Annotated in this window: 16 protein-coding genes and 3 tRNA genes; 4 read left to right on the top strand and 15 right to left on the bottom strand. The window is 38.7% G+C overall.

Annotation, left to right across the window (positions count from 1 at the left end; translation table 11 throughout):
* The first annotated feature begins 9 nt into the window (after positions 1-9).
* Positions 10-1533: an RNA-directed DNA polymerase gene (locus A9500_RS05085; protein ID WP_065244130.1), complete on the top strand. Its 1524-nt coding sequence runs from the start codon at positions 10-12 to the stop codon at positions 1531-1533.
* 180 nt (positions 1534-1713) lie between these two features.
* Positions 1714-2181: a hypothetical protein gene (locus tag A9500_RS05080; RefSeq protein ID WP_049356256.1), complete on the top strand. Its 468-nt coding sequence runs from the start codon at positions 1714-1716 to the stop codon at positions 2179-2181.
* Positions 2182-2270: 89 nt separating this feature from the next.
* Here A9500_RS05080 and A9500_RS05075 read toward each other — a convergent pair whose 3' ends face one another.
* From A9500_RS05075 to A9500_RS05050, 6 genes are all read right to left on the bottom strand, one after another.
* Entirely contained in the window at positions 2271-3692 is a 1422-nt protein-coding gene (locus A9500_RS05075; protein ID WP_065244129.1) for a sucrose-specific PTS transporter subunit IIBC, read from the bottom strand.
* 127 nt (positions 3693-3819) lie between these two features.
* Positions 3820-3905: transfer RNA gene (locus A9500_RS05070), tRNA-Leu, on the bottom strand.
* A gap of 20 nt (positions 3906-3925) precedes the next feature.
* Positions 3926-4273, bottom strand: a complete 348-nt coding sequence (secG, locus tag A9500_RS05065; protein ID WP_065244128.1) for a preprotein translocase subunit SecG — start codon at positions 4271-4273, stop codon at positions 3926-3928.
* A gap of 116 nt (positions 4274-4389) precedes the next feature.
* Entirely contained in the window at positions 4390-6333 is a 1944-nt protein-coding gene (locus A9500_RS05060) for a DNA topoisomerase III (protein WP_065244127.1), read from the bottom strand.
* A 4-nt stretch (positions 6334-6337) separates the two neighbouring features.
* Entirely contained in the window at positions 6338-6940 is a 603-nt protein-coding gene (recR, locus tag A9500_RS05055; protein ID WP_005696838.1) for a recombination mediator RecR, read from the bottom strand.
* Between the two features lie 61 nt (positions 6941-7001).
* Positions 7002-7331, bottom strand: a complete 330-nt coding sequence (locus A9500_RS05050; RefSeq protein ID WP_005696839.1) for a YbaB/EbfC family nucleoid-associated protein — start codon at positions 7329-7331, stop codon at positions 7002-7004.
* 135 nt (positions 7332-7466) lie between these two features.
* On the opposite strand from A9500_RS05050, the gene A9500_RS05045 reads away from it, so the two are divergent.
* Positions 7467-8558 (top strand): metallophosphoesterase, encoded by a 1092-nt coding sequence (locus A9500_RS05045; protein ID WP_065244126.1) that lies wholly within the window; start codon positions 7467-7469, stop codon positions 8556-8558.
* A 45-nt stretch (positions 8559-8603) separates the two neighbouring features.
* On the opposite strand, the gene A9500_RS05040 is transcribed toward A9500_RS05045, so the two are convergent.
* From A9500_RS05040 to mutY, 7 genes are all read right to left on the bottom strand, one after another.
* Positions 8604-9974, bottom strand: a complete 1371-nt coding sequence (locus A9500_RS05040) for an L-serine ammonia-lyase (protein ID WP_065244125.1) — start codon at positions 9972-9974, stop codon at positions 8604-8606.
* 34 nt (positions 9975-10008) lie between these two features.
* Positions 10009-11247, bottom strand: a complete 1239-nt coding sequence (locus tag A9500_RS05035) for an HAAAP family serine/threonine permease (RefSeq protein WP_065244124.1) — start codon at positions 11245-11247, stop codon at positions 10009-10011.
* A 288-nt stretch (positions 11248-11535) separates the two neighbouring features.
* A tRNA-Asn gene (locus A9500_RS05030) sits at positions 11536-11611 on the bottom strand.
* Between the two features lie 2 nt (positions 11612-11613).
* Positions 11614-11689 (bottom strand) — tRNA-Phe (locus tag A9500_RS05025).
* Between the two features lie 233 nt (positions 11690-11922).
* The gene (gene mltC / locus A9500_RS05020) at positions 11923-13002 is read right to left on the bottom strand and encodes a membrane-bound lytic murein transglycosylase MltC (protein WP_065244123.1); all 1080 of its coding nucleotides are present in this window, start codon (positions 13000-13002) and stop codon (positions 11923-11925) included.
* A gap of 9 nt (positions 13003-13011) precedes the next feature.
* Positions 13012-13284, bottom strand: a complete 273-nt coding sequence (locus A9500_RS05015) for an oxidative damage protection protein (RefSeq protein ID WP_014064755.1) — start codon at positions 13282-13284, stop codon at positions 13012-13014.
* The gene (gene mutY / locus A9500_RS05010) at positions 13277-14395 is read right to left on the bottom strand and encodes an A/G-specific adenine glycosylase (RefSeq protein WP_065244122.1); all 1119 of its coding nucleotides are present in this window, start codon (positions 14393-14395) and stop codon (positions 13277-13279) included. The genes A9500_RS05015 and mutY overlap by 8 nt, the downstream gene beginning before the upstream one ends.
* A gap of 193 nt (positions 14396-14588) precedes the next feature.
* Between mutY and rpmE the strand changes: the two genes are divergently transcribed.
* The gene (gene rpmE / locus A9500_RS05005) at positions 14589-14801 is read left to right on the top strand and encodes a 50S ribosomal protein L31 (protein WP_005696847.1); all 213 of its coding nucleotides are present in this window, start codon (positions 14589-14591) and stop codon (positions 14799-14801) included.
* A gap of 139 nt (positions 14802-14940) precedes the next feature.
* Here rpmE and A9500_RS05000 read toward each other — a convergent pair whose 3' ends face one another.
* Both A9500_RS05000 and A9500_RS04995 read right to left on the bottom strand, forming a co-directional pair.
* Positions 14941-17046 carry a TonB-dependent receptor domain-containing protein gene (locus tag A9500_RS05000; protein ID WP_065244121.1) on the bottom strand — a complete coding sequence of 702 codons (2106 nt, stop codon included), beginning with the start codon at positions 17044-17046 and terminating at the stop codon, positions 14941-14943.
* Positions 17047-17193: 147 nt separating this feature from the next.
* Complete coding sequence (locus A9500_RS04995; protein WP_065244120.1) at positions 17194-19443, bottom strand: FepA family TonB-dependent siderophore receptor; 2250 nt, start codon at positions 19441-19443, stop codon at positions 17194-17196.
* Positions 19444-19616 lie beyond the last annotated feature (173 nt).

Here is a 19616-nt window from a genome sequence, read left to right as displayed (position 1 = left end):
AGGCATTTGATGACTAAACTAACTGAAGACTCACTAGAATTTGCAAGAAAACATATAGAGAAATTTTATGATTCAGATTTTTTCCCAAAAACATTTGAGTTTGAAGCCATTTGGCATTGTTGGGATGAAGTAAAGTCTGAGCTATCATCCAAAAATATTGATAAATTATCTATATCAAATCCAAGAACTTTAACCTCTAAAAAGCCTAAAGAAGGATTTAGGATAGTACACCAACTGGAACCAATAACTAGCATAATATACACTGCGCTAGTGTATTCTGTAGCAGAAAAAATTGAACAAGCTAGAGTAGATATTAATAAGAAAGTGGCATGTTCTTATAGAATAAAAATCAGTGATGGTAGTTTTTTTTCAAACAACAATGGATTTTTGAATTTCTCTACACAATCCAAAGAATTAGCAAATACCTATCAGTATGTTTTAGCAACAGATATTACTGACTTCTATAACCAAATTTATCTTCATAGATTAAATAATGCTATTCAATCAGCAAATCAAATACCTAACAACATTCCTGAGGAGATTGAACGTTTTTTATCTAAATTAAATAATAAAGCATCTAAGGGTATACCTGTAGGTCCTGCTGCAAGTATTGTTCTAGCTGAAGCTATAATGATAGATATAGATAATTTTTTAATTAACAAAGGAGTATTTCATACTAGATATGTTGATGATTTTAGAATTTTTTCTGATTCAAAGGAAAAGTTAACTTCCATATTAGAAGAATTAACCCTTTATTTATACCATAATCATAGATTAACCATATCTTCAGAAAAAACTAAAATCATTGAAACTGAGAAATATATAAATGAAATAATGAATAATCATTATGAACTTGAAAAAGTTCAATTATTTGAAAAACTAGAGATTTTTAATCCATATTCTGGGGAATTTGAAGAAATAGAAATACCAATTGAAGATGAGATTGCTTTAGCAAATGAACAATTTGAAACACTTGCAAAAAATGTTATTAATCGTCCTTTTTTAGACTTGGGTTTATCTAGAGCGTTAATAAGAAAAGCAAAAGCCTTCAAAATTAAAGAGTTATCTGAATTTATTTTTGAGAATTTTGAGTTTTTTAGCCCTATAATAAATGATGTTTGCTTATACTTATCAAGTATCACAGATACTGATTTCATAAATGCCAATAGAGAAAGATTAATAAATATATCAAAGTCAGAAATTATGAATAGAAGCCTTGTTAGATTATGGTTTGAATGGTACATAGCTAATAACTCAGAACTATTAAAAATACCTGAACTATCATCTTTTATTTTTGATAGTAAAAATCTTGTAAGTAAGGCTCAAGCAGCAATTATTTCTAAAAATCAAGCCTGGGTAAGAGAACATAGAAGCAGGTTGCAGGAGTTTGGTAATTGGGAAAGGAGAGCTATATTGTACTCTGCAAAAGTTTTGGCCAAAGATGAGAGAGACAATTGGCTAAAAATGGTAGAACAAGACCCTACTACTCTACTAGATAAATATATCGCCAAATGGGTTAGAGAATCATCATAACCAACACAGTTGATTCCTATTTGTATCTTTTATGGCATACGCTACTTATCGTATGCCTAATTACATAAATGCTCTTAAAATCAATTCTGTTTTATCTTAAAATACTGTCCATCTTGCACTATCCCAAATTTCCGCTATCATACTCCCTTTCTCATTCACTCTACTCTCGGAACTTTATCAATGAATAAATTTAAAATAGCATTACTCACGGCTGCATTCGTAGGGTTGTTTGCTTGTACCACAACACAACAACCAAAGAAAACCGTTAAAACACGATACCTTAAAAATAACATTAGCCAAGCGGAATTAAACAATCCGAAAGATTACAAGCGTTATTACTATTCTTGCCGTAATTCAGAAACGGGCTCGAATTCTTATTTAACCACTTACTTCCCGCTTTCAAGAGAAAGCCGCATGAAAGATAACTTTGGAATTTATTTCCAATTAGATGGTGGAAAAGCGGTGCCGTTTGATCATGTGGAAAATCGTACCTTAAATGCACGTGGAAATCGCTTTGAAGTAATTTATCGCTCTTATGAGCCGATTGATGGAAGCCATGTGGATCTGATTGCGCGCGAGCATAATTCGGTGTATTACAAAAACAATCAAGGCATGAGAACAGCTTGGTTAAATTGTCGAGAAGGCTAATTCTCACTGAAAGTGCGATCATTTTTAGACGCATTTTTCCAAACAAAAAAGCACGAGCTTAAACTCGTGCTTTTTCTTTTTTATTTCGATTATGCTTTTGCTTGTGCGCGTTTCACGAAAACGACTGAAAGGGTGAATGCCACCACAAATGAAATCAACATACCAATGCTGTACATCGCAAGGCTATCTGGTTTGATCGATGGAATACCTAAGAAACCTGCTGCACCTAATGCAATGGCTTTTACATTAAAGAATGCGATAAAGGCACTTGCAAGACCTGAACCAATCATCGCCGCAAAGAAAGCTTGACGATAGCGTAAGTTCACCCCGAACATCGCCGGTTCAGTAATCCCTAATAATGCAGAGATACCTGATGGTACCGCTAAACCGCGTACTTTTGGATCTTTTAATGCCACTGCCACACCTAAACAGGCCGCACCTTGTGCGATATTTGACATTGCCGCGATTGGAAAAATAAAGGTACCGCCTGTATTTGCCATTTCAGCCAATAATTGTGTTTCAACCGCAATGAAGGTTTGATGCATACCGGTGATAACGATAGGTGCATAGAATGCCCCGAAGATTGCGCCGCCCACGAAACCTAAGGTGTCATATAACCAAGTTAAACCTGATGCAATTAATGAACCCGCTTCACGACCGATTGGACCAATTACGGTAAACGCTAAGAAGCCTGCAATAAAGAGCGAGAATAATGGGGTAATCAGGTTATCTAAGTAAGATGGGACAAATTTACGGAAGGTTTTTTCTAAGGTTGCTAATACCCAAGCAGAAACTAATGTTGGGATAACCGTGCCTTGATAGCCGACTTTTTCAATTTCAAGACCGAATACATTCCAGTATTGGATTTTGCCTTGAGCAAGGGTTAATGCGTAGTTCCAACCGTCTGCTAATGCAGGGTGAACCAACAACATCCCAAGTGCTGCCCCTAAGAATGGGTTACCACCGAATTTACGGGTCGCAGAGAAACCAAGTAATACTGGTAAGAACACAAACGGTGCGTTCGCGATGGTATTAATGAAGTCCACCAAATCCGCAAGACCTGGGTGCATATCAATCACGCTTAATTCATCAACGAAGAAACCTTTCGCTGTAAGCATTGAGTGAATACCCATTAACAAACCGCCTGCTACGATTGCCGGAATGATTGGCACGAAAATATCCGCTAAGCCTTTCACCAAACGTTGCAATAAGTTTTGATTGCCTGACGCCGCTTCTGCCACTTCGGCTTTGCTCACATCGCCGATACCAAGTAATTTAGTAAGTTCAGCATGGACTTTATTCACCGTACCTGAACCGAAGATAATTTGATATTGACCCGCGACAGCAAACTGCCCTTTCACGCCTTCAATGTTATCAATACCTTCTTTGTCCACTTTGCTTTCATCGTTTAACACAATACGTAAACGCGTTGCGCAATGTGCTGCGGTGGCGATGTTGTCTTTGCCGCCAAGTTTATCAATCACTTGTTGGGCGATTTGAGGGAAGTTCATAGTGCTCTCCTAATGGGATTCTAGAAAAAGAAAATCGAGAGATTGTAACCAAAACAGGGGATAATAACTAGCGGTCTAAACAAATTTTAGGCGAAAAAAAACCGACTTGATTAAGTCGGTTTATAGTTGGTGCTCTGAGCGAGACTTGAACTCGCACGGCCTGCGGCCACTACCCCCTCAAGATAGCGTGTCTACCAATTCCACCACCAGAGCGTTTATTCTGTTTTTATTCCTTATTGCGGAATGTCATTATTTTTGTTTTCAACTGCTGGAGCAACTTGTTGTTGCTGTTGTTGAACTTGTTCAGCAGTTTGAGATAAATCGTCAAACGAACCTTTTTGTAAGTTGCCACGGTGAGAGTTAATGTTACCTAACACTAAAGCAATCACAAAAAAGCCTGTTGCTAAGATTGCACTGGTACGAGTTAAAAAGTTACCTGCACCTGCAGAACCAAACATGGTACCTGATGCACCACCGCCAAATGACGCACCTGCGTTCGCGCCTTTACCTTGTTGAATAAGGATAAAGCCGATTAAGGCGATACAAATTAATACATAAACAAATAATAAAATATTGTACATTATTCTTTCTTCTCTAAATTGCGATTTCGCAAGAAAACTGGGAGCAAATGTTATATAAAATTCACGCTTTTCGCAAGCGCTTTCCCATTTTTTTTACTTAATTGTATTAAGTTTAATCAATTTTCAGCGTTTAAATCTTCCGATTTTTTGACCGCTCTTTTTCGTTTTGTTGCTGGTGAGCTTAAACCTTTTGAAATCTGACTTAAACGACGTAATGCAGTGAAATCAACAAAACGCACTAAATCCGGCAACATTTGATTGAGTGTAAACATAAATTGCTGATAACTCGCCTGTTTTTGACTGATATCCGTTAATTGTGCTTCCCAATGTGCCGTCATATCAGGTTGTGTAGCAATATCAGGTAAAGCAGAAATCAGGATCCGCCCCGTTTCTGTGCTGTGAATATTGCGTCCTTTTTTCGTCAAAAAACCGCGTTTAAACAGTAATTCAATAATGCCTGCACGGGTGGCTTCTGTACCAAGTCCATCGGTTTCACGCAGAATTTTTTTCAATTCTTTATCTTGTACAAAACGCGCAATCCCTGTCATCGCTGAAAGCAACGTCGCATCGGTAAATGGTTTCGGCGGTTGCGTTTTTTTGCTCACCACTTCACCTCGTTCGCAATACAGGATCTGCCCTTTTTTCACCATCGGCAATAGCGGCTCTTGATTTTCATCTTCGTCTTCTTTGCCAAGCAACTCTTTCCACCCTGCTGTTTGCAAGTTACGTGCTTGTGCCACAAAAGTACCGCCTGCAATACTTAAGGTAATTTTGCTTTTACGATATTCCGCATCGGGGCAAAATTGCAATAAATACTGGCGAGCAATCAGTTCATAAATACGCTGTTCATCAATGCTTAGATTTATCGAGCGTGTGTTAGCCGTTGGAATAATGGCATGGTGAGCCTCCACCTTTTTATCATTCCAGCAACGATTACGCTGCTCACTATCCACCACCGAAGGCAAGGTTTGATAAGTCTGACAATGCTGTGAAATCGCATTCATCACTTTATGTCGTTCAGCAAAATGCTCTTTCGGCAAATAGCGACAATCAGAACGCGGATAGGTAATCAATCGATGGGTTTCATATAACCGCTGACAAGTATCCAACACGCTCTGTGCCGACATCCCAAAACGTTTTGCTGCATCAATCTGCAATGCTGACAACGAATAAGGCAAAGGTGCCGTTTCTTTCTCGCGCTTGTCTACGTATTCAGTGACTTCGGCAGGTTGATCGGTAATGCGTTTCACCACATTTTCGGCTAAGCCTAAAGACAGTACGCGACCATCTTCATCTTGGTAGTCTTCGCAAGCTTTACTTGGTTGCCAAAGTGCAGAAAAAAGTGCGGTCGGATTTTCAGACGTTTTTTCTTCTTTTACCCATGCCAACACTTCATAGAAATCTTTTGGTTGGAAATGTTCAATTTCCAAATCGCGTCGAACAATCAAACCTAATACGGGGGTCTGCACTCGCCCAACAGAAAGCACACCATCATAACCGGCTTGGCGACCGCGAATGGTATAGGCGCGGGTCATATTAATGCCATAAAGCCAATCGGCACGAGCGCGAGCCAGTGCAGAGGTGGCTAATGGGATAAAATGACGGTTAGGTTGGAGTTTTTGTATGGCTTTTTCGACCGCACTTGGGTTAAGATCGCTAATCAAACAACGCAAAATCCCATCACGTTTTTCGGCGGATAAATTGGCATAACTAAACACTTCATCCACCAGCAACTGCCCTTCTCTATCCGGGTCGCCTGCATTAACTAAAACATCGGCTTGATGAATGAGTTTTTCCACCACAGAAAGTTGTTTTTTCACTTCTTTTCGCGGTAAAAGAATCCACTTTTCAGGAATGATGGGTAAATGTTCTAAACGCCATTGTTTGAATTTCGGATCGTAGGCATCCGGCTCTGCCTGTTCGAGCAAATGCCCCACGCACCAAGTCACAACATCATCATTGCCGCATTTAATAAAACCATCACCCCGTTGATGAGGTTTTGGCAATACATCGGCAATGGCTCGCCCAAGACTGGGTTTCTCGGCAATAAACAGGCGCATAAGATTAGTCGATCTGACGACGACCTAAGAAAGAGTGGGTTAAAGTAGTGCCGTCCACGGTTTCTAATTCCCCACCGACAGGGATCCCGTGAGCAATACGGCTTACTTTAATATTATGTTGATGGCAAATTTCAGCAATATAATTGGCTGTGGCATCACCTTCCACCGTTGGGTTCGTGGCTAAAATCACTTCGTGGAAAGATTCTTCTACCAGACGTTTTTGTAATAAATCTAAACCAATTTCTTTCGGACCAATACCATCTAAAGGCGATAAGTGCCCCATTAAGACAAAATAACGTCCAGAAAATTGGCCTGTTTGCTCAATAGCCTGAATATCCGCCGGCATTTCCACCACGCAAAGCAAACCTGAATTTTGACGGCGAGGATTGTTACAAATATTGCACGTTTCCTCTTCGGTAAAATCACGACACTGCGAACAATGCCCAATTTTAGACATCGCTTCCGTTAATGCTCGTGCTAAGTTCATCCCACCGCTACGATTGCGCTGTAAAAGATGATAAGCCATGCGCTGCGCTGATTTCGGGCCAACACCCGGCAAGCAACGAAGGTTTTCAATAAGATGTTCTAAAAGTGGACTGCTTTGCATAATATTTATGATGGGAGAAAATGAATGGTGTGTGAACGTGTAAATTCACACACCTGATGAATTAAAATGGAAGTTTCATTCCTGGAGGTAATGGCATGCCTGCGGTCACAGAAGCCATTTTTTCTTTTTGCAATTCTTCTGCACGACGGACTGCATCGTTGAATGCTGCAGCAATTAAATCTTCCAACATTTCTTTATCATCTTCCATTAAAGAAGGATCGATCTCAATACGACGACAGTTGTGCGCACCATTAATCGTGATTTTTACTAAACCTGCACCGCTTTCGCCTGTTACTTCTAATTGGGCAATTTCTTCCTGCATTTTTTGCATTTTTTCTTGCATTTGTTGGGCTTGTTTCATCAAGCCGCCTAAACCGCCTTTTCCAAACATTGGATTTTCCTTCTTAAATTAACTAAAACGAGCCGCATTTTAGCGAAAAAATTTGCCTTTGGGAACTGAGAAATTTATTATTCCATACTTCAAAACTTGGTTAAAAATGACCGCACTTTTATTTAGGAATCGCTAATGGAAACTCGTTATTACTTTATATTTACGGCAGCTATTATTTTGTTACAACTGCTGATTTATATTTTTAATAAAACACTGATTTGGTGGCTGAACAAACCACTCTCCCAAAAGGCAAGACGAACTATCACTTTTACCAGTTTTTTGCTTCCTAATGCCTTAGTTATTTGTCATTTTTTAAAGCTTTTTACGGTATTTCGACTTATTGCTTTAGTGCTCGCACTATTGCTTTTTTCAGCCTTTGCGAGTATTGCCGTGGGATGTATTCATTTTCTTTTCCGAAAATCTAAATCTATCACAAAAATCAACCGCACTTTGCGTATTGCTTACCCCGTTTTATTCCTGGGTATCATTACTTTAAGTGTATATAACGCCTATGTCACACGTGTTATTCATTATGAAATCACGCTAGATAAGCCCATTAAACCGCTGCGAATTGGCATGGCAAGCGATCTCCATTTAGGCAAATTATTTGGTGGGAAAGAATTGGATAAACTGGCTGATATTATGCAGCAAGAAAAGGTGGATATCATTTTACTGCCTGGCGATATTATGGACGATAACGTTAATGCCTATTTAGCCGAAAAAATGCAACCTCATCTGGCTAAACTCAAGGCTCCAATGGGCGTTTATGCCACACTTGGCAATCACGATTTATTTGGAGACCAAGAGCGAATTGATCAAGAAATTCGCAAAGCAGGTATCACCGTGTTAAGAGATGAAACATTAACGTTAAATAATGAATTGGTACTGATTGGACGAAACGATAATCTTGCTCACGATAGACCGAGTACCGAAACATTATTAAAACAAGTGAACACTGACTTACCGACTATTCTCTTGGATCACCGCCCAACAGATATCGAAAAACATGCTTCACTTCCGCTTGATATTCAAGTTTCAGGACATGCACATAAAGGGCAAATATTCCCCGCCAGTATAATCACAAAAATGATGTATCGTTTGGATTATGGCCATGAAAAGATTGGCAATCCACATGTTTTTGTCACTTCTGGTTATGGCTTTTGGGGCATTCCTATGCGCTTAGGATCTCAATCAGAAGTAGTGATTATTGATGTGAAAGGAAAATAAAAAAGAGCGGTCAAAAATGACCGCTCTTTTATTATCAATGAAATCTTAAGAGCACACCACTTTCACCGCTAAGCCACCTTTCGATGTTTCACGGTATTTAGCATTCATGTCTTTACCTGTTTCATACATGGTTTCGATCACCTTATCTAAGGTTACGCGAGGATTCGTGGTTCGGCGTAATGCCATACGGCTAGCGTTAATCGCTTTCACTGAAGCAATGGCATTACGTTCGATACAAGGTACTTGCACTTGACCACCAACAGGGTCGCAAGTTAAGCCCAGATTATGTTCCATCGCAATTTCAGCTGCAATGCACACTTGTACCGGCGTACCACCTAAGATTTCGGTTAAACCCGCTGCAGCCATTGAGCATGCTACACCCACTTCACCTTGGCAACCAACTTCAGCACCAGAAATAGAGGCGTTCATCTTATAAAGTGAACCAATCATACTCGCTGTTAATAAATAACGCTCAATCACATCTTGTGTTAAAGGACCTACGAATTTTTCGTAATAAGAAAGCACAGCCGGCACAATACCACAAGCACCATTTGTTGGTGCAGTCACAACTCGTCCACCTGCCGCATTTTCTTCGTTTACGGCAAGGGCAAACATATTCACCCAGTCGATTACATGCATTGGATCATTTGCAAGACGATTACTATTGGCTTGCAAGAGACGATAAAGTGACGGTGCACGACGTACCACTTTTAATGGGCCAGGTAACACGCCTTCTGTATTGACACCATGCTCAATACAATCCTTCATAGTTTTCCAAACATTATGTAAATGCGCTTCAACCTCTTTTTTATCGCGTAATGCTAACTCATTTCTCATCATCACCGTAGAAAGCATTAAGCCATTTTCCTGACAATTTTTCAAAATATCTTCAGCATATTGATAAGGATACGGCACGGTCACAGGATTCTCTTCCTCTTGACCAAAATGCGCTTCATCCACAATAAAACCACCACCAATAGAATAATAAGTTTGGCGGTAAAGCACGTTACGATCAGCATCTAATGCAGTAATGGTCATACCGTTTTCATGCAATGATAAAAAGGAATTATGGAATACCATATTGGCATCCCAATCGAAATTAACCGTTTTTTTGCCTTGTGCAATCGACAGTTTTTTGGTTTGTTTAACCTGTTCGATAAAGGTTGGGATTAGATCAATATCCACATCATGCGGTAAATAACCGGCTAATCCCATAATGATCGCAATATCGGTATTATGGCCATGTCCTGTCATAGAAAGGGAGCCATATACATCCACATGCAAGGTCGCGACCGAATCAAATTTACCTTGTTCGATTAAATCGTCAATAAACTGCTTGCCTGCTTTCATGGGGCCGACAGTGTGGGAGCTGGATGGCCCAACTCCCACTTTAAACATATCAAATACACTAATCATATTATTTCAATCCTAAGCTAAACTAAAAAGTCGCTTATAATAATCCATATACGACCGCGGAGATAGCAATTAATCCCATAACTGTAACAAATACATTGCTAAAACGACCTTGATAGCGTCTCATTGCTGGAACATTGTGAATCGCATACATAGGCATAATGAAAAGGATCATCGCAATGATTGGGCCGCCAAGGGATTCGATCAAACCTAAAATACTTGGATTAATGATCGCCACACCCCATAAAGTCAATAAGAAGAAAACTGCAGTACCGTAATTTAATTTTTTACGATTCACGCTTTCACCTTTTATTTTGAGGTATAAACCTTCTAAACCTTCACGTGCTCCTAAATAATGGCCAAAGAATGAGCTTGTAATCGCGAAGAAAGCCACTAATGGTGCAAAATAAGAAATGTATGGGTTATCAAATTTGTTCGCAAGATAAGACAAGATACTAATATTTTGTGCTTTTGCTTCTAATAACTCTGCTGGTGTTAAGGTTAATACACAGCTAAACACAAAGAACATCACGAAGAAAAGTAATACCGTTGAAGTCCCTTTTTCTGTACGACCGATATGATATTCCGTTGTATTAAAATCTTTATATTCACGTTGTTGAGAAAGCGTGAAAGAAGAAATTGCCGGAGAATGGTTAAAAGAAAAAACCAAGACTGGGATAGTTAACCACAATGTCGTGATAAAGCCACCAGCCGTCGGAAGTTCATAAAGCATTGAAGCATTCCATTGCGGAATAAGATAAATCGATAGCGCAAAGAGAATCAACACCAATGGATAAACCAGTAATTCGGTGATTTTTAACATTACTTTTTCACTGAATAACATTACCGAAATCAAGATCGCAATCAATACAAAAGAAAGAATAACACGGTTTGGTGAAGCCATGCCTAATTGGTTGACGATAAAAGAATCAACCGTATTGGTGATCCCGTTTCCATAAATCAATAAAATTGGGAAGATCGCAAAGAAATATAATAAGGTAATTAATTTCCCTGCTGTCGGACCGAAATGCTCTTCTACTACTTCGGTAATATCACTGCCGGGTTTAGAAGAAGATAAAACGAAATAAGCCAAACCACGATGCGCAAAATATGTCATTGGTCCGACTAAAATCGCCATCACAACCAAAGGCCAAAAACCGCCCATCCCTGCATTGATTGGTAAAAATAATACCCCTGCGCCCACCGCAGTACCAAATAAATTTAATACCCAAGCCGTGTCAAATTTATTCCATTTTTTATTAGTTGTAGTGCTCATACATCACCCTCTAAAGTTAAAATTATAAAATCGTTTATTTAATGACTATTCATTCATTAAATTAGTGGCTGCATTATGATGAGATTAGGGATTGATTGCAAAGTGCAAAATAATAAAGTGTGATCTTGCTAACAATTTTATGCAACTTTTTTACATAAACATTTATCTAGATCAAAAAAGTGCGGTGAGAAATTTGAGCCAATTTTAGAGAGAGGAAAAATAACAAAATAGTAATTGAATTCTGAAAAGTAAAAAGCCGCTAAATTTATTTAGCGGCTTCTTAGAATTTGGCTCCTCCTGCGGGACTCGAACCTGCGACATATGGATTAACAGTCCACCGTTCTACCGACTGAACTAAGGAGGAAATGGTGCCTCGAGGCGGAATCGAACCACCGACACGGGGATTTTCAATCCCCTGCTCTACCGACTGAGCTATCGAGGCGTTATCGTTATTGGCTACTGCCTGACAACGGAGCGTATTAAACTATTTTTTCGGGTATCGGTCAACAACTAAATTCAAAAAAAGTGAAAAATTTAGTGTGTTTGAATGGTTAATAACCAAAACGTCTATAAAAAGAACGTATTTTGAAAAAAACAATTAAAAATAACCGCTCTTTATAGAAAAAATAATGCCCGAGAGAAAATTCTTTCGGGCATGGTATTTAATCACTGAAATTATCGTCTTACACGGAATTTCTTCTGAGCAGCATCCACTTTCAATAAGTAGTTTCTTGCTTGTGACGATGGATGTGCTGTAGTTAAGATGCGATATACCTGTTCAGGATACATCTGGTTGATCTTATAGATCGCCTCATCTTTATCCTCATCGAATACACGTAATACTGCACCTGCACCACTGTTGTAAGCAGAAATCATTGCAAAACGTTTAGAGGTAGGGTTTGTAATACCATCTAAATATTGATTTTGCAGAATCCATAAGTAAGAAACCCCTGCATCAATGTTATTTGCAGGATCATAAAGGTAACGCGCAGATGGTTGTCCACCTTTACCTTTCATCGCAAACACATCTCGACCAGCTGTGCTTGGTACCACTTGCATTAAGCCGATTGCATTCGCATAACTGATCGCATACGGGTTGAAGCTAGATTCTGTTTGCATAATACCTAAAATCAAGCTTTCATCAATGCCATAGCGTTCTGCGGCTTTACGGACTAATGGAATATATTTTTGTGCACGTACTTCAACGTGGTTTGCAATCATTGAGATCACCACAAATTGCACGGTGTTACCATTTTGTAAACGGCGAGTTTGTAATTTATTTTGGATTAAATAAGTCGCAAAGTTACTTGCAATCACTTGGTTAGCAATTTGCTGACCATTATTATCCACGACCTGACCTAATAAGAAAGGACGCGTACTAATCGGTACATCACCAGAAGCGAATAAGTCGATACCTTTCGCATCTGAGCCCATCAATAAAGTATGGACAATCGCGTTGTGTAAGCGATTAAGATCTTGTTGAGTTTCAACAATAATCGTACCTTCATCAAAGCTTACGTGGCTACGTGTATAGAACGAGTCCGTATATTTCACATAGTCTTTACGGCTCGCGACTAAGAGCTCATTCACCCCCCAAATACGATCGATATTGTGAGAGAATTGACCTGTTAAAATATCTAAACCTTGCGTGTCTTTTGCAAACACTTCGTCATAATTAACACCACGTCGATGGGTTGGCGAATCGCTACATGCATACAAAAGCGGAAGTAGCGCCAATAATAAATACTTTTTCATAATCTTTTGTTATTTAGATGGGGGAACGTAACCTTCAATATGCACTTCTTTGCCTTCAAATAAGAAATTCACCATTTCTTCTTCTAATAATTTTCGATGTTCGGCATTCATCATATTGAGTTTTTTCTCGTTCACTAACATGGTTTGTTTTTTGATCCATTCGCCCCATGCTTGTTTACTAATTGAATTAAAAATACGTTTACCTAATTCACCGGGATACAGTTGAAAATCCAATCCTTCCGCATCTTGTTTCAAATATTCGCAAAAAACGGTTCTAGCCATAATAATTCCTTACAAATTGCGTTAATAAATTTTTCACAGGCTGAGCTAACCCGATCTGTTCAGGTGACGTTGGATCATACCAATATTTGACCGCACTTAATAGACCAGATTGAGATTCTTTTCCTTTTTCTGACAATTTTTTCCAATCTGAACGATCGCTCTTTTCAGATTTTCGATCAACTTCAACATAAATAGGATGAATGTCTAAGTGAAAATGGCTAAATGTATGACGGAAAGTTACCCACTCTCGATACTCGGCAATCCCTAGTTCTTTCAGATAACTCAGCAATGTTTGTTTATCATCAAACTGAGGAAAACAATACAACCCGCCCCATAAGCCTTTGCTTTCACGCTGTTCCAACCAGACTTTTCCTTGATAAGATAAAATCAAAAAATAACTCTGCTTTTCTGGCAACGATTTTTTGGGTTTCTTTCCAGGAAATTCTGTCCACTTTTCGAGTTTATTGGCTAAACAATCGTTACTTAGAGGACAAAGATCACATTTAGGTTTTGTTCGGGTACAAATCGCCGAACCGATATCCATCATCGCTTGATTAAATTCTGCGGCTCTCGTTGTTGGTGTAACCTGTTCACTCAACTGCCATAATTGATTTTCAACTTTCTTCTCGCCAGGCCAACCTTCTACAGCAAAATAACGAGAAAGGACGCGTTTCACATTACCGTCTAAAATCGGATAAGGTTGATTTTGCACTGAAGATAAGATTGCTCCTGCCGTAGAACGCCCCACGCCCGTTAATGCCCAAACTTGCTCAAATTGCGTAGGAAATTCACCTTGATATTCATCTCTAATGGTTTGAGCGGCTTTATGTAAATTTCTTGCACGTGCGTAATAACCTAGTCCCGTCCACAGATGTAACACTTCATCTTGTGATGCATTAGCAAGTGCGGTCACATTGGGAAAGGTTTTAATAAAACGTTCAAAATAAGGAATGACCGTGGAAACTTGAGTCTGTTGTAACATCACTTCAGAAAGCCAAACACCATAAAGGGTTTTATTTTGCTGCCAAGGCAAATTTTTACGCCCAAACTTCTCATACCATTGTAGAACTGAATGGGCAAAAGGGGCATCAACAGAGGATTGAGCTAACATAACTTTCCTAAAGTGCGGTCAAAAATAAGCAAAAATTTTGCGATGATTCTATCACTAAAGCACACCACTTGATCAATTTGATTTTTTCAGTATAATTCGCAGTCTATTTGGTGCCGGATTGTCGGCGATTATTAACTCACGCGGTGTAAGTGGAAAGCATTTATAGCGGCGTGGCTTCAATTTGAGGTTTTCTATGAAACAAGGTATTCATCCAGAATATAAAGAGATTACTGCAACTTGTTCTTGCGGTAACGTGATCAAAACGCGTTCAACTTTAGGCAAAGACATCAACCTTGATGTGTGCGGTAGCTGCCACCCATTCTACACTGGTAAACAACGTGTTGTTGATACTGGTGGTCGTGTTGAACGCTTTAACAGCCGTTTCAAAATCCCAGGTACAAAATAATTTGAATCTGTGTGAAGAACCCTGCCTATGCAGGGTTTTTTATTATCTGAAATTCACCATATCCTAAATTCAAACAATAAAAAAGTGCGGTCAAAATCGACCGCACTTTTAATTCCCTGTTAAGCAATTGGAAATTTATTTAAAAGGTATAATTGATATTTAAACGAATGTCTCGACCTGGTTCAGGTAATGTTGATACGCCTGCACGTTGGCTATGGCTTCGATAATATTTGTTAAACGCATTATCTAAAGCAAGATTCACATTAATACTTTCAGTCGGTTTCCATGTAATATAGAAATCACTTACTCCATATCCTGGACGTTTAGTGGTTGTTGCTCCGCCGCCACGATTATTCGTTGTAGCGTCATAACTGGTATGTTGCACAAAGCGACCTTTCCAGCCAATTTCAATATCAGGTTGAGTGAAGCGATAAGACACACCTGTAGTCCAAGTACGTCCAATCGGAATAGCTGTCACGGTACTATCTACTGTTCTGCCATCTAATTCAGGCTTACTATAAGCTACACCTGCACGTAATGTTAAACCTTCATATTTATAAGCAGCACCGACTTCATACCCACGATTTCTTAGCTTACCTGCATTTTGGATTTCATAAAAACCAGGGCTTACTTGCGTAAATGCATGTGTATCTTTTACAGTTTGCCAGAAATAACTACCGTTTAAAGAGAAATTATCAGCAAGTTTGTAATTGAAACCCACTTCTGCGTTGCGTGATTTCTCCGGTTTGATATTCGATGCAATTGAGTAAACAGCTGTTCTACCTAGAGTTGAACCTGAAGATAGCATCACTTCATGGAAGCGAGGACTACGTGTTGCATAGTTTAAGCTCGCATTAAAGCTTAGATCATTATTCACTTCATAAATTAAACCGACGCTCGGATTTACGCTTCCCTTATGCGATTTTTTGCCATTCATTGCTCGGAAATCAAAGTGATCATAACGTAATCCGGTTGTTAAGGTAAAAGCACCTAAGCCCCAAATACCTTCTGCATAAACACCGACATCACGTTTCTTTTGGGTTTTCATTTGAACACCGTTTTGTACGGTTAGCGAATTAGGTTTACCCTCTTGATCACGATAATTAACACCGTATTTAATAAGATGAGACTGTCCCACTGCGCTTTCTAAATTTAAATTTGCCCCATTAGCAATTAAACGTGTTTTTGAATTCTCACTTGGCTCTTTACGATTAATCACAGAATGATACACATTGGCTTTAGCATTCGTCACAAAGCCCATATTCTTACCATTCCATTCTAAGTTTGTCGTATCATTTTGTGTAATACGATAACGAGGGGCGTTATTACTACTATTTATAATTTTGTTACCATTACGATCTAAAACATACCAAGTATTCCCTTCTTGGCTTAAAGTATAGCCATTTGCTCGCTGTTCCTTTGTAAGGGTTGGTGGATTACCATTTCTGGCGCTAGCGGTTAACCAATCTTGCGAAAAGTCAAATTCTTCTCGAAGTGCGCGAACACCATAATGGCGCTCTTGACGATGACTTAATTCAAGACGCTGTTCTTCTGTAATATCAACACCAACTTTGGCGAGTAAACCACGTTGATGCAATGCACTGTTCTGAACTTTTTTACTACCCTCTAAATTGCTAAAATTATGACCACCCTTGTAGTCATTTTCGTTAACCCAATTTCCAGAAATTAACGCATCTAGCGGACCAGCCTTAGAATAAACAGTCGCACCTTTAGACCAACCACTATTTGAACTTACACCTGCATTAACTTTGAAACCGATATCTTGTCCTTCTTTGAGCAAATCTTTTGCGCTAACTGTTTCTGCAACAATTGCACCGCTTGTAGCTCCAATTCCAGCACTTGCTGAACCTGTCCCTTTTTGCACGTCAACACGTTTTAATAAGGACGGATCAAACATAAAACGACCTTGGTGATGGAATAATTGTGCATCGGTATAAGCACCATCAATTTTCACATCAACTTGATCTTGTCCCATACCACGAATTGTAAACCATTGTGATGTACCACGACCGCCACCAAAATTAATTGCTGGTTCATCTTTTAATAAACCTTTTAATTCAGTCTCAGTGCTACGCTCCATTGTTTTTGTTGTAATCACATTAGTCTTACTTTTTGCCCCGCTGTTCTCGGAAACAACATTAATCACATCTAATTTTTCTTCAGCCTGGACATGACCTGCAACAAATACGGCAAGTGGCAATAAGGCAAAATTTGCTCTCTTCATTATGTATACCTTTCATAGATTTAAAACGATAATAATTATTATTTATTTTTGAGTATTAAGTCAAGATTTCTTTGCGTTTCTGTTGTCTAAATTAGTTACTCATAAAAAAGCCCTGTATAAACAGGGCTTGAATCATCTATATCTTACTTAGAAAGTATATTTTACTGTTGCGTAATAAGCACGACCAGGTTCGTTATAAGTATGAGCATTGTAATTTGTACTGCTTGATGAACGATAAATGCGTTTATCAAATAAGTTACTTACACCGACACGAATACTGATTGTGTCTTTCCAATTGTAACCTGCGCTTAATCCCCAAACTGCATAGCTACCAATATCTTCTGAGCCAGCAAGCTGATTAACGTATTTATTGTTACCATTTTCCATACGATTTTCCGGATTTTTACGGGATTTTTGTTTACCGTATTGCGTATAAGTTAACATTGCATCCAAGCTATCTGTAATTTGATAACTTAAGCTTGAATTCAAGGTATATTTTGGCACGATAGAAAGCGGGTTACCTGTATCTTTATTTTTGGTTTTATGCATATAAGTGAAGTTATTCACCCAGTTTAATTTATCTTGGATTAATGGTAATGTCAGATTACCTTCAAAACCTTCAATCACTGCGCGGTTTGCATTACCCCATTTATACAAATAGTTACCTAGGTTAGTTAAACCAATAAATTCACCATCAGACACGATTTTGTTACGATAGTCATTACGGAAGTAAGCTACAGAAGCTAGAAGTCCGTCTTTATCATATTCAATTCCGATTTCTTTATTCCAGCTGGTTTCTGGTTTAATGTCGCTATTACCTTGGAAATAACAGGTTTTATTATTCGGTACATTCGTTGGACAGCCTTGACCTAAAGTAAACAACAAGTAATTCGGGTTAGTTTGATAAAGATTCGGTGCTTTATAAGCTCTTGCAATCCCACCTTTAATTTTCCAATCATCGTTGAGACTTTGTAAGAAGTTTAATCCACCACTTACATTAGAACCTGAATAGGTGTTGTAATCATAACGTAAAGATGGCGTTAGGATGGTAGATTGGGTTGCTGAAATATTATCTTCAACAAATACTGCCCATTCAGTTTGACTGCTATGACCACCTCGTACATTTGAAATACCACTTGGTAAACGTTCTTTCAAATCATAAACTACTTTATTGCCAACACGTCTTCCGCCGAGTAACTGCGTCATAGAAGCGTCATCGTCTAAACTGCTGTGTGCACCTTCAAAACCAACTGTCAACATATGATCTACACCAAAAGTAAATGGAATATAGAATTCTGAACTAAAGCGTGTATTTTTAAGAATAGAATCTCTAAAGGCTGATGTACTCGAATAACTGCCTTCTGGGCCACCTGCTAAATATTCTGGTAAACGGCTGTTTTTAGTTTTATCAAAAGTAATATAGGTTTTATTGTCGAAATGATCGAATTTACCTTCATAGGTTAAAGCATAGTTCTGACGATATAAACGAGCAGTTTCAGCTTTATTTCCTGCCAACGTTTTGGTTTCAGGATAGTTTTTATTATTGTAAAGCCCTGCTGAGCTATTTTGTGTATCACCGTTATAAATATTGCCTTGACGACTGAAACCAGAATCCAAGGTTAATTTATTTTTCTCATTGATATTCCACACTAAACGGCCATTAATATCTTTATTACGTACGCCTTCACGACCGGCAATCGCCGGATCGCCATTAATACCAACTTCATCCGCTTGCGTTTTGTTCCAGTTACCATATAAACGGAATTGCAATACATCTTTAATTAACGCACCGCTTAGATTAAAACCGACACGGTTCGTTGCACCTTCATCGCTGTCTTCTGGTTGATTGGTGTAATAGCTTAAGCTACCGTGCAAATCATTGGTAACAGGTTTAGTGATGATATTCACCACCCCACCCATTGCACCTGAACCATAACGTGCAGCTGAAGGGCCACGTAATACTTCAATTTTTTCAATGGCTTCAACCGGCACCCAGTTGCTGTCGCCACGGGAATTACGTTCACCACGCACCCCATAACGTTCTGCATTACGAGAGGTGACAGGTTTACCATCCACTAAAATCAATGTATTTTCTGGTCCCATACCACGAATATCAATTTGACGTTTATTTCCGCGTTGTCCTGTAGATGAGTTACCCGTCAAATTCACACCTGGCATGGTACGTAATACTTCAGAAATATCATTTGTCGCTGGGCGTTTTTCTAAATCTTTTGCTGTCACAAGAGAAGAGCCAAGTGATTGTTTTACCTGATCTTCCGCAGTAACTTTAATTTCCTCAAGTTTCTCTTCTGCATAAGAATAGTTTGAAAAAAGCGCGATTGTTAACGCACTTAATGCGAAGAATGATGTTGTTTTTAAATGATTAGATTTATACATTGAAATGCTCTCCTGGCATATGTGGAATAAATAATGTCCGAGAATTCTAGTACAATATAATTTGAGTGTAAATAACAATTCTTATCATTTTTATTGAATTTAAATAAAATACCTAATTTTTTAACCGCACTTTCTTGCAATCCCAATAAATTCTAGTATTATTCACAGCTCGC

It is taken from the genome of Haemophilus sp. CCUG 60358, from assembly GCF_001679485.1.
In the GTDB taxonomy this organism is placed as follows: domain Bacteria; phylum Pseudomonadota; class Gammaproteobacteria; order Enterobacterales; family Pasteurellaceae; genus Haemophilus_D.
The sequence above is the reverse complement of the archived record's forward strand: the minus strand, read 5'-3'. Positions and strand labels throughout refer to the sequence as shown.

Coding starts and splice junctions, on each gene's coding strand:
- A9500_RS05035 (WP_065244124.1), bottom strand. CDS start 11,247: ATGAGCACTACAACTAATAAAAAATGGAATAAATTTGACACGGCTTGG.
- rpmE (WP_005696847.1), top strand. CDS start 14,589: ATGAAACAAGGTATTCATCCAGAATATAAAGAGATTACTGCAACTTGT.
- A9500_RS05085 (WP_065244130.1), top strand. CDS start 10: ATGACTAAACTAACTGAAGACTCACTAGAATTTGCAAGAAAACATATA.
- A9500_RS05000 (WP_065244121.1), bottom strand. CDS start 17,046: ATGAAGAGAGCAAATTTTGCCTTATTGCCACTTGCCGTATTTGTTGCA.
- recR (WP_005696838.1), bottom strand. CDS start 6,940: ATGCAAAGCAGTCCACTTTTAGAACATCTTATTGAAAACCTTCGTTGC.
- A9500_RS05040 (WP_065244125.1), bottom strand. CDS start 9,974: ATGATTAGTGTATTTGATATGTTTAAAGTGGGAGTTGGGCCATCCAGC.
- A9500_RS05075 (WP_065244129.1), bottom strand. CDS start 3,692: ATGAACTTCCCTCAAATCGCCCAACAAGTGATTGATAAACTTGGCGGC.
- A9500_RS05050 (WP_005696839.1), bottom strand. CDS start 7,331: ATGTTTGGAAAAGGCGGTTTAGGCGGCTTGATGAAACAAGCCCAACAA.
- mutY (WP_065244122.1), bottom strand. CDS start 14,395: ATGTTAGCTCAATCCTCTGTTGATGCCCCTTTTGCCCATTCAGTTCTA.
- mltC (WP_065244123.1), bottom strand. CDS start 13,002: ATGAAAAAGTATTTATTATTGGCGCTACTTCCGCTTTTGTATGCATGT.
- A9500_RS05080 (WP_049356256.1), top strand. CDS start 1,714: ATGAATAAATTTAAAATAGCATTACTCACGGCTGCATTCGTAGGGTTG.
- A9500_RS05060 (WP_065244127.1), bottom strand. CDS start 6,333: ATGCGCCTGTTTATTGCCGAGAAACCCAGTCTTGGGCGAGCCATTGCC.
- A9500_RS05015 (WP_014064755.1), bottom strand. CDS start 13,284: ATGGCTAGAACCGTTTTTTGCGAATATTTGAAACAAGATGCGGAAGGA.
- A9500_RS04995 (WP_065244120.1), bottom strand. CDS start 19,443: ATGTATAAATCTAATCATTTAAAAACAACATCATTCTTCGCATTAAGT.
- A9500_RS05045 (WP_065244126.1), top strand. CDS start 7,467: ATGGAAACTCGTTATTACTTTATATTTACGGCAGCTATTATTTTGTTA.
- secG (WP_065244128.1), bottom strand. CDS start 4,273: ATGTACAATATTTTATTATTTGTTTATGTATTAATTTGTATCGCCTTA.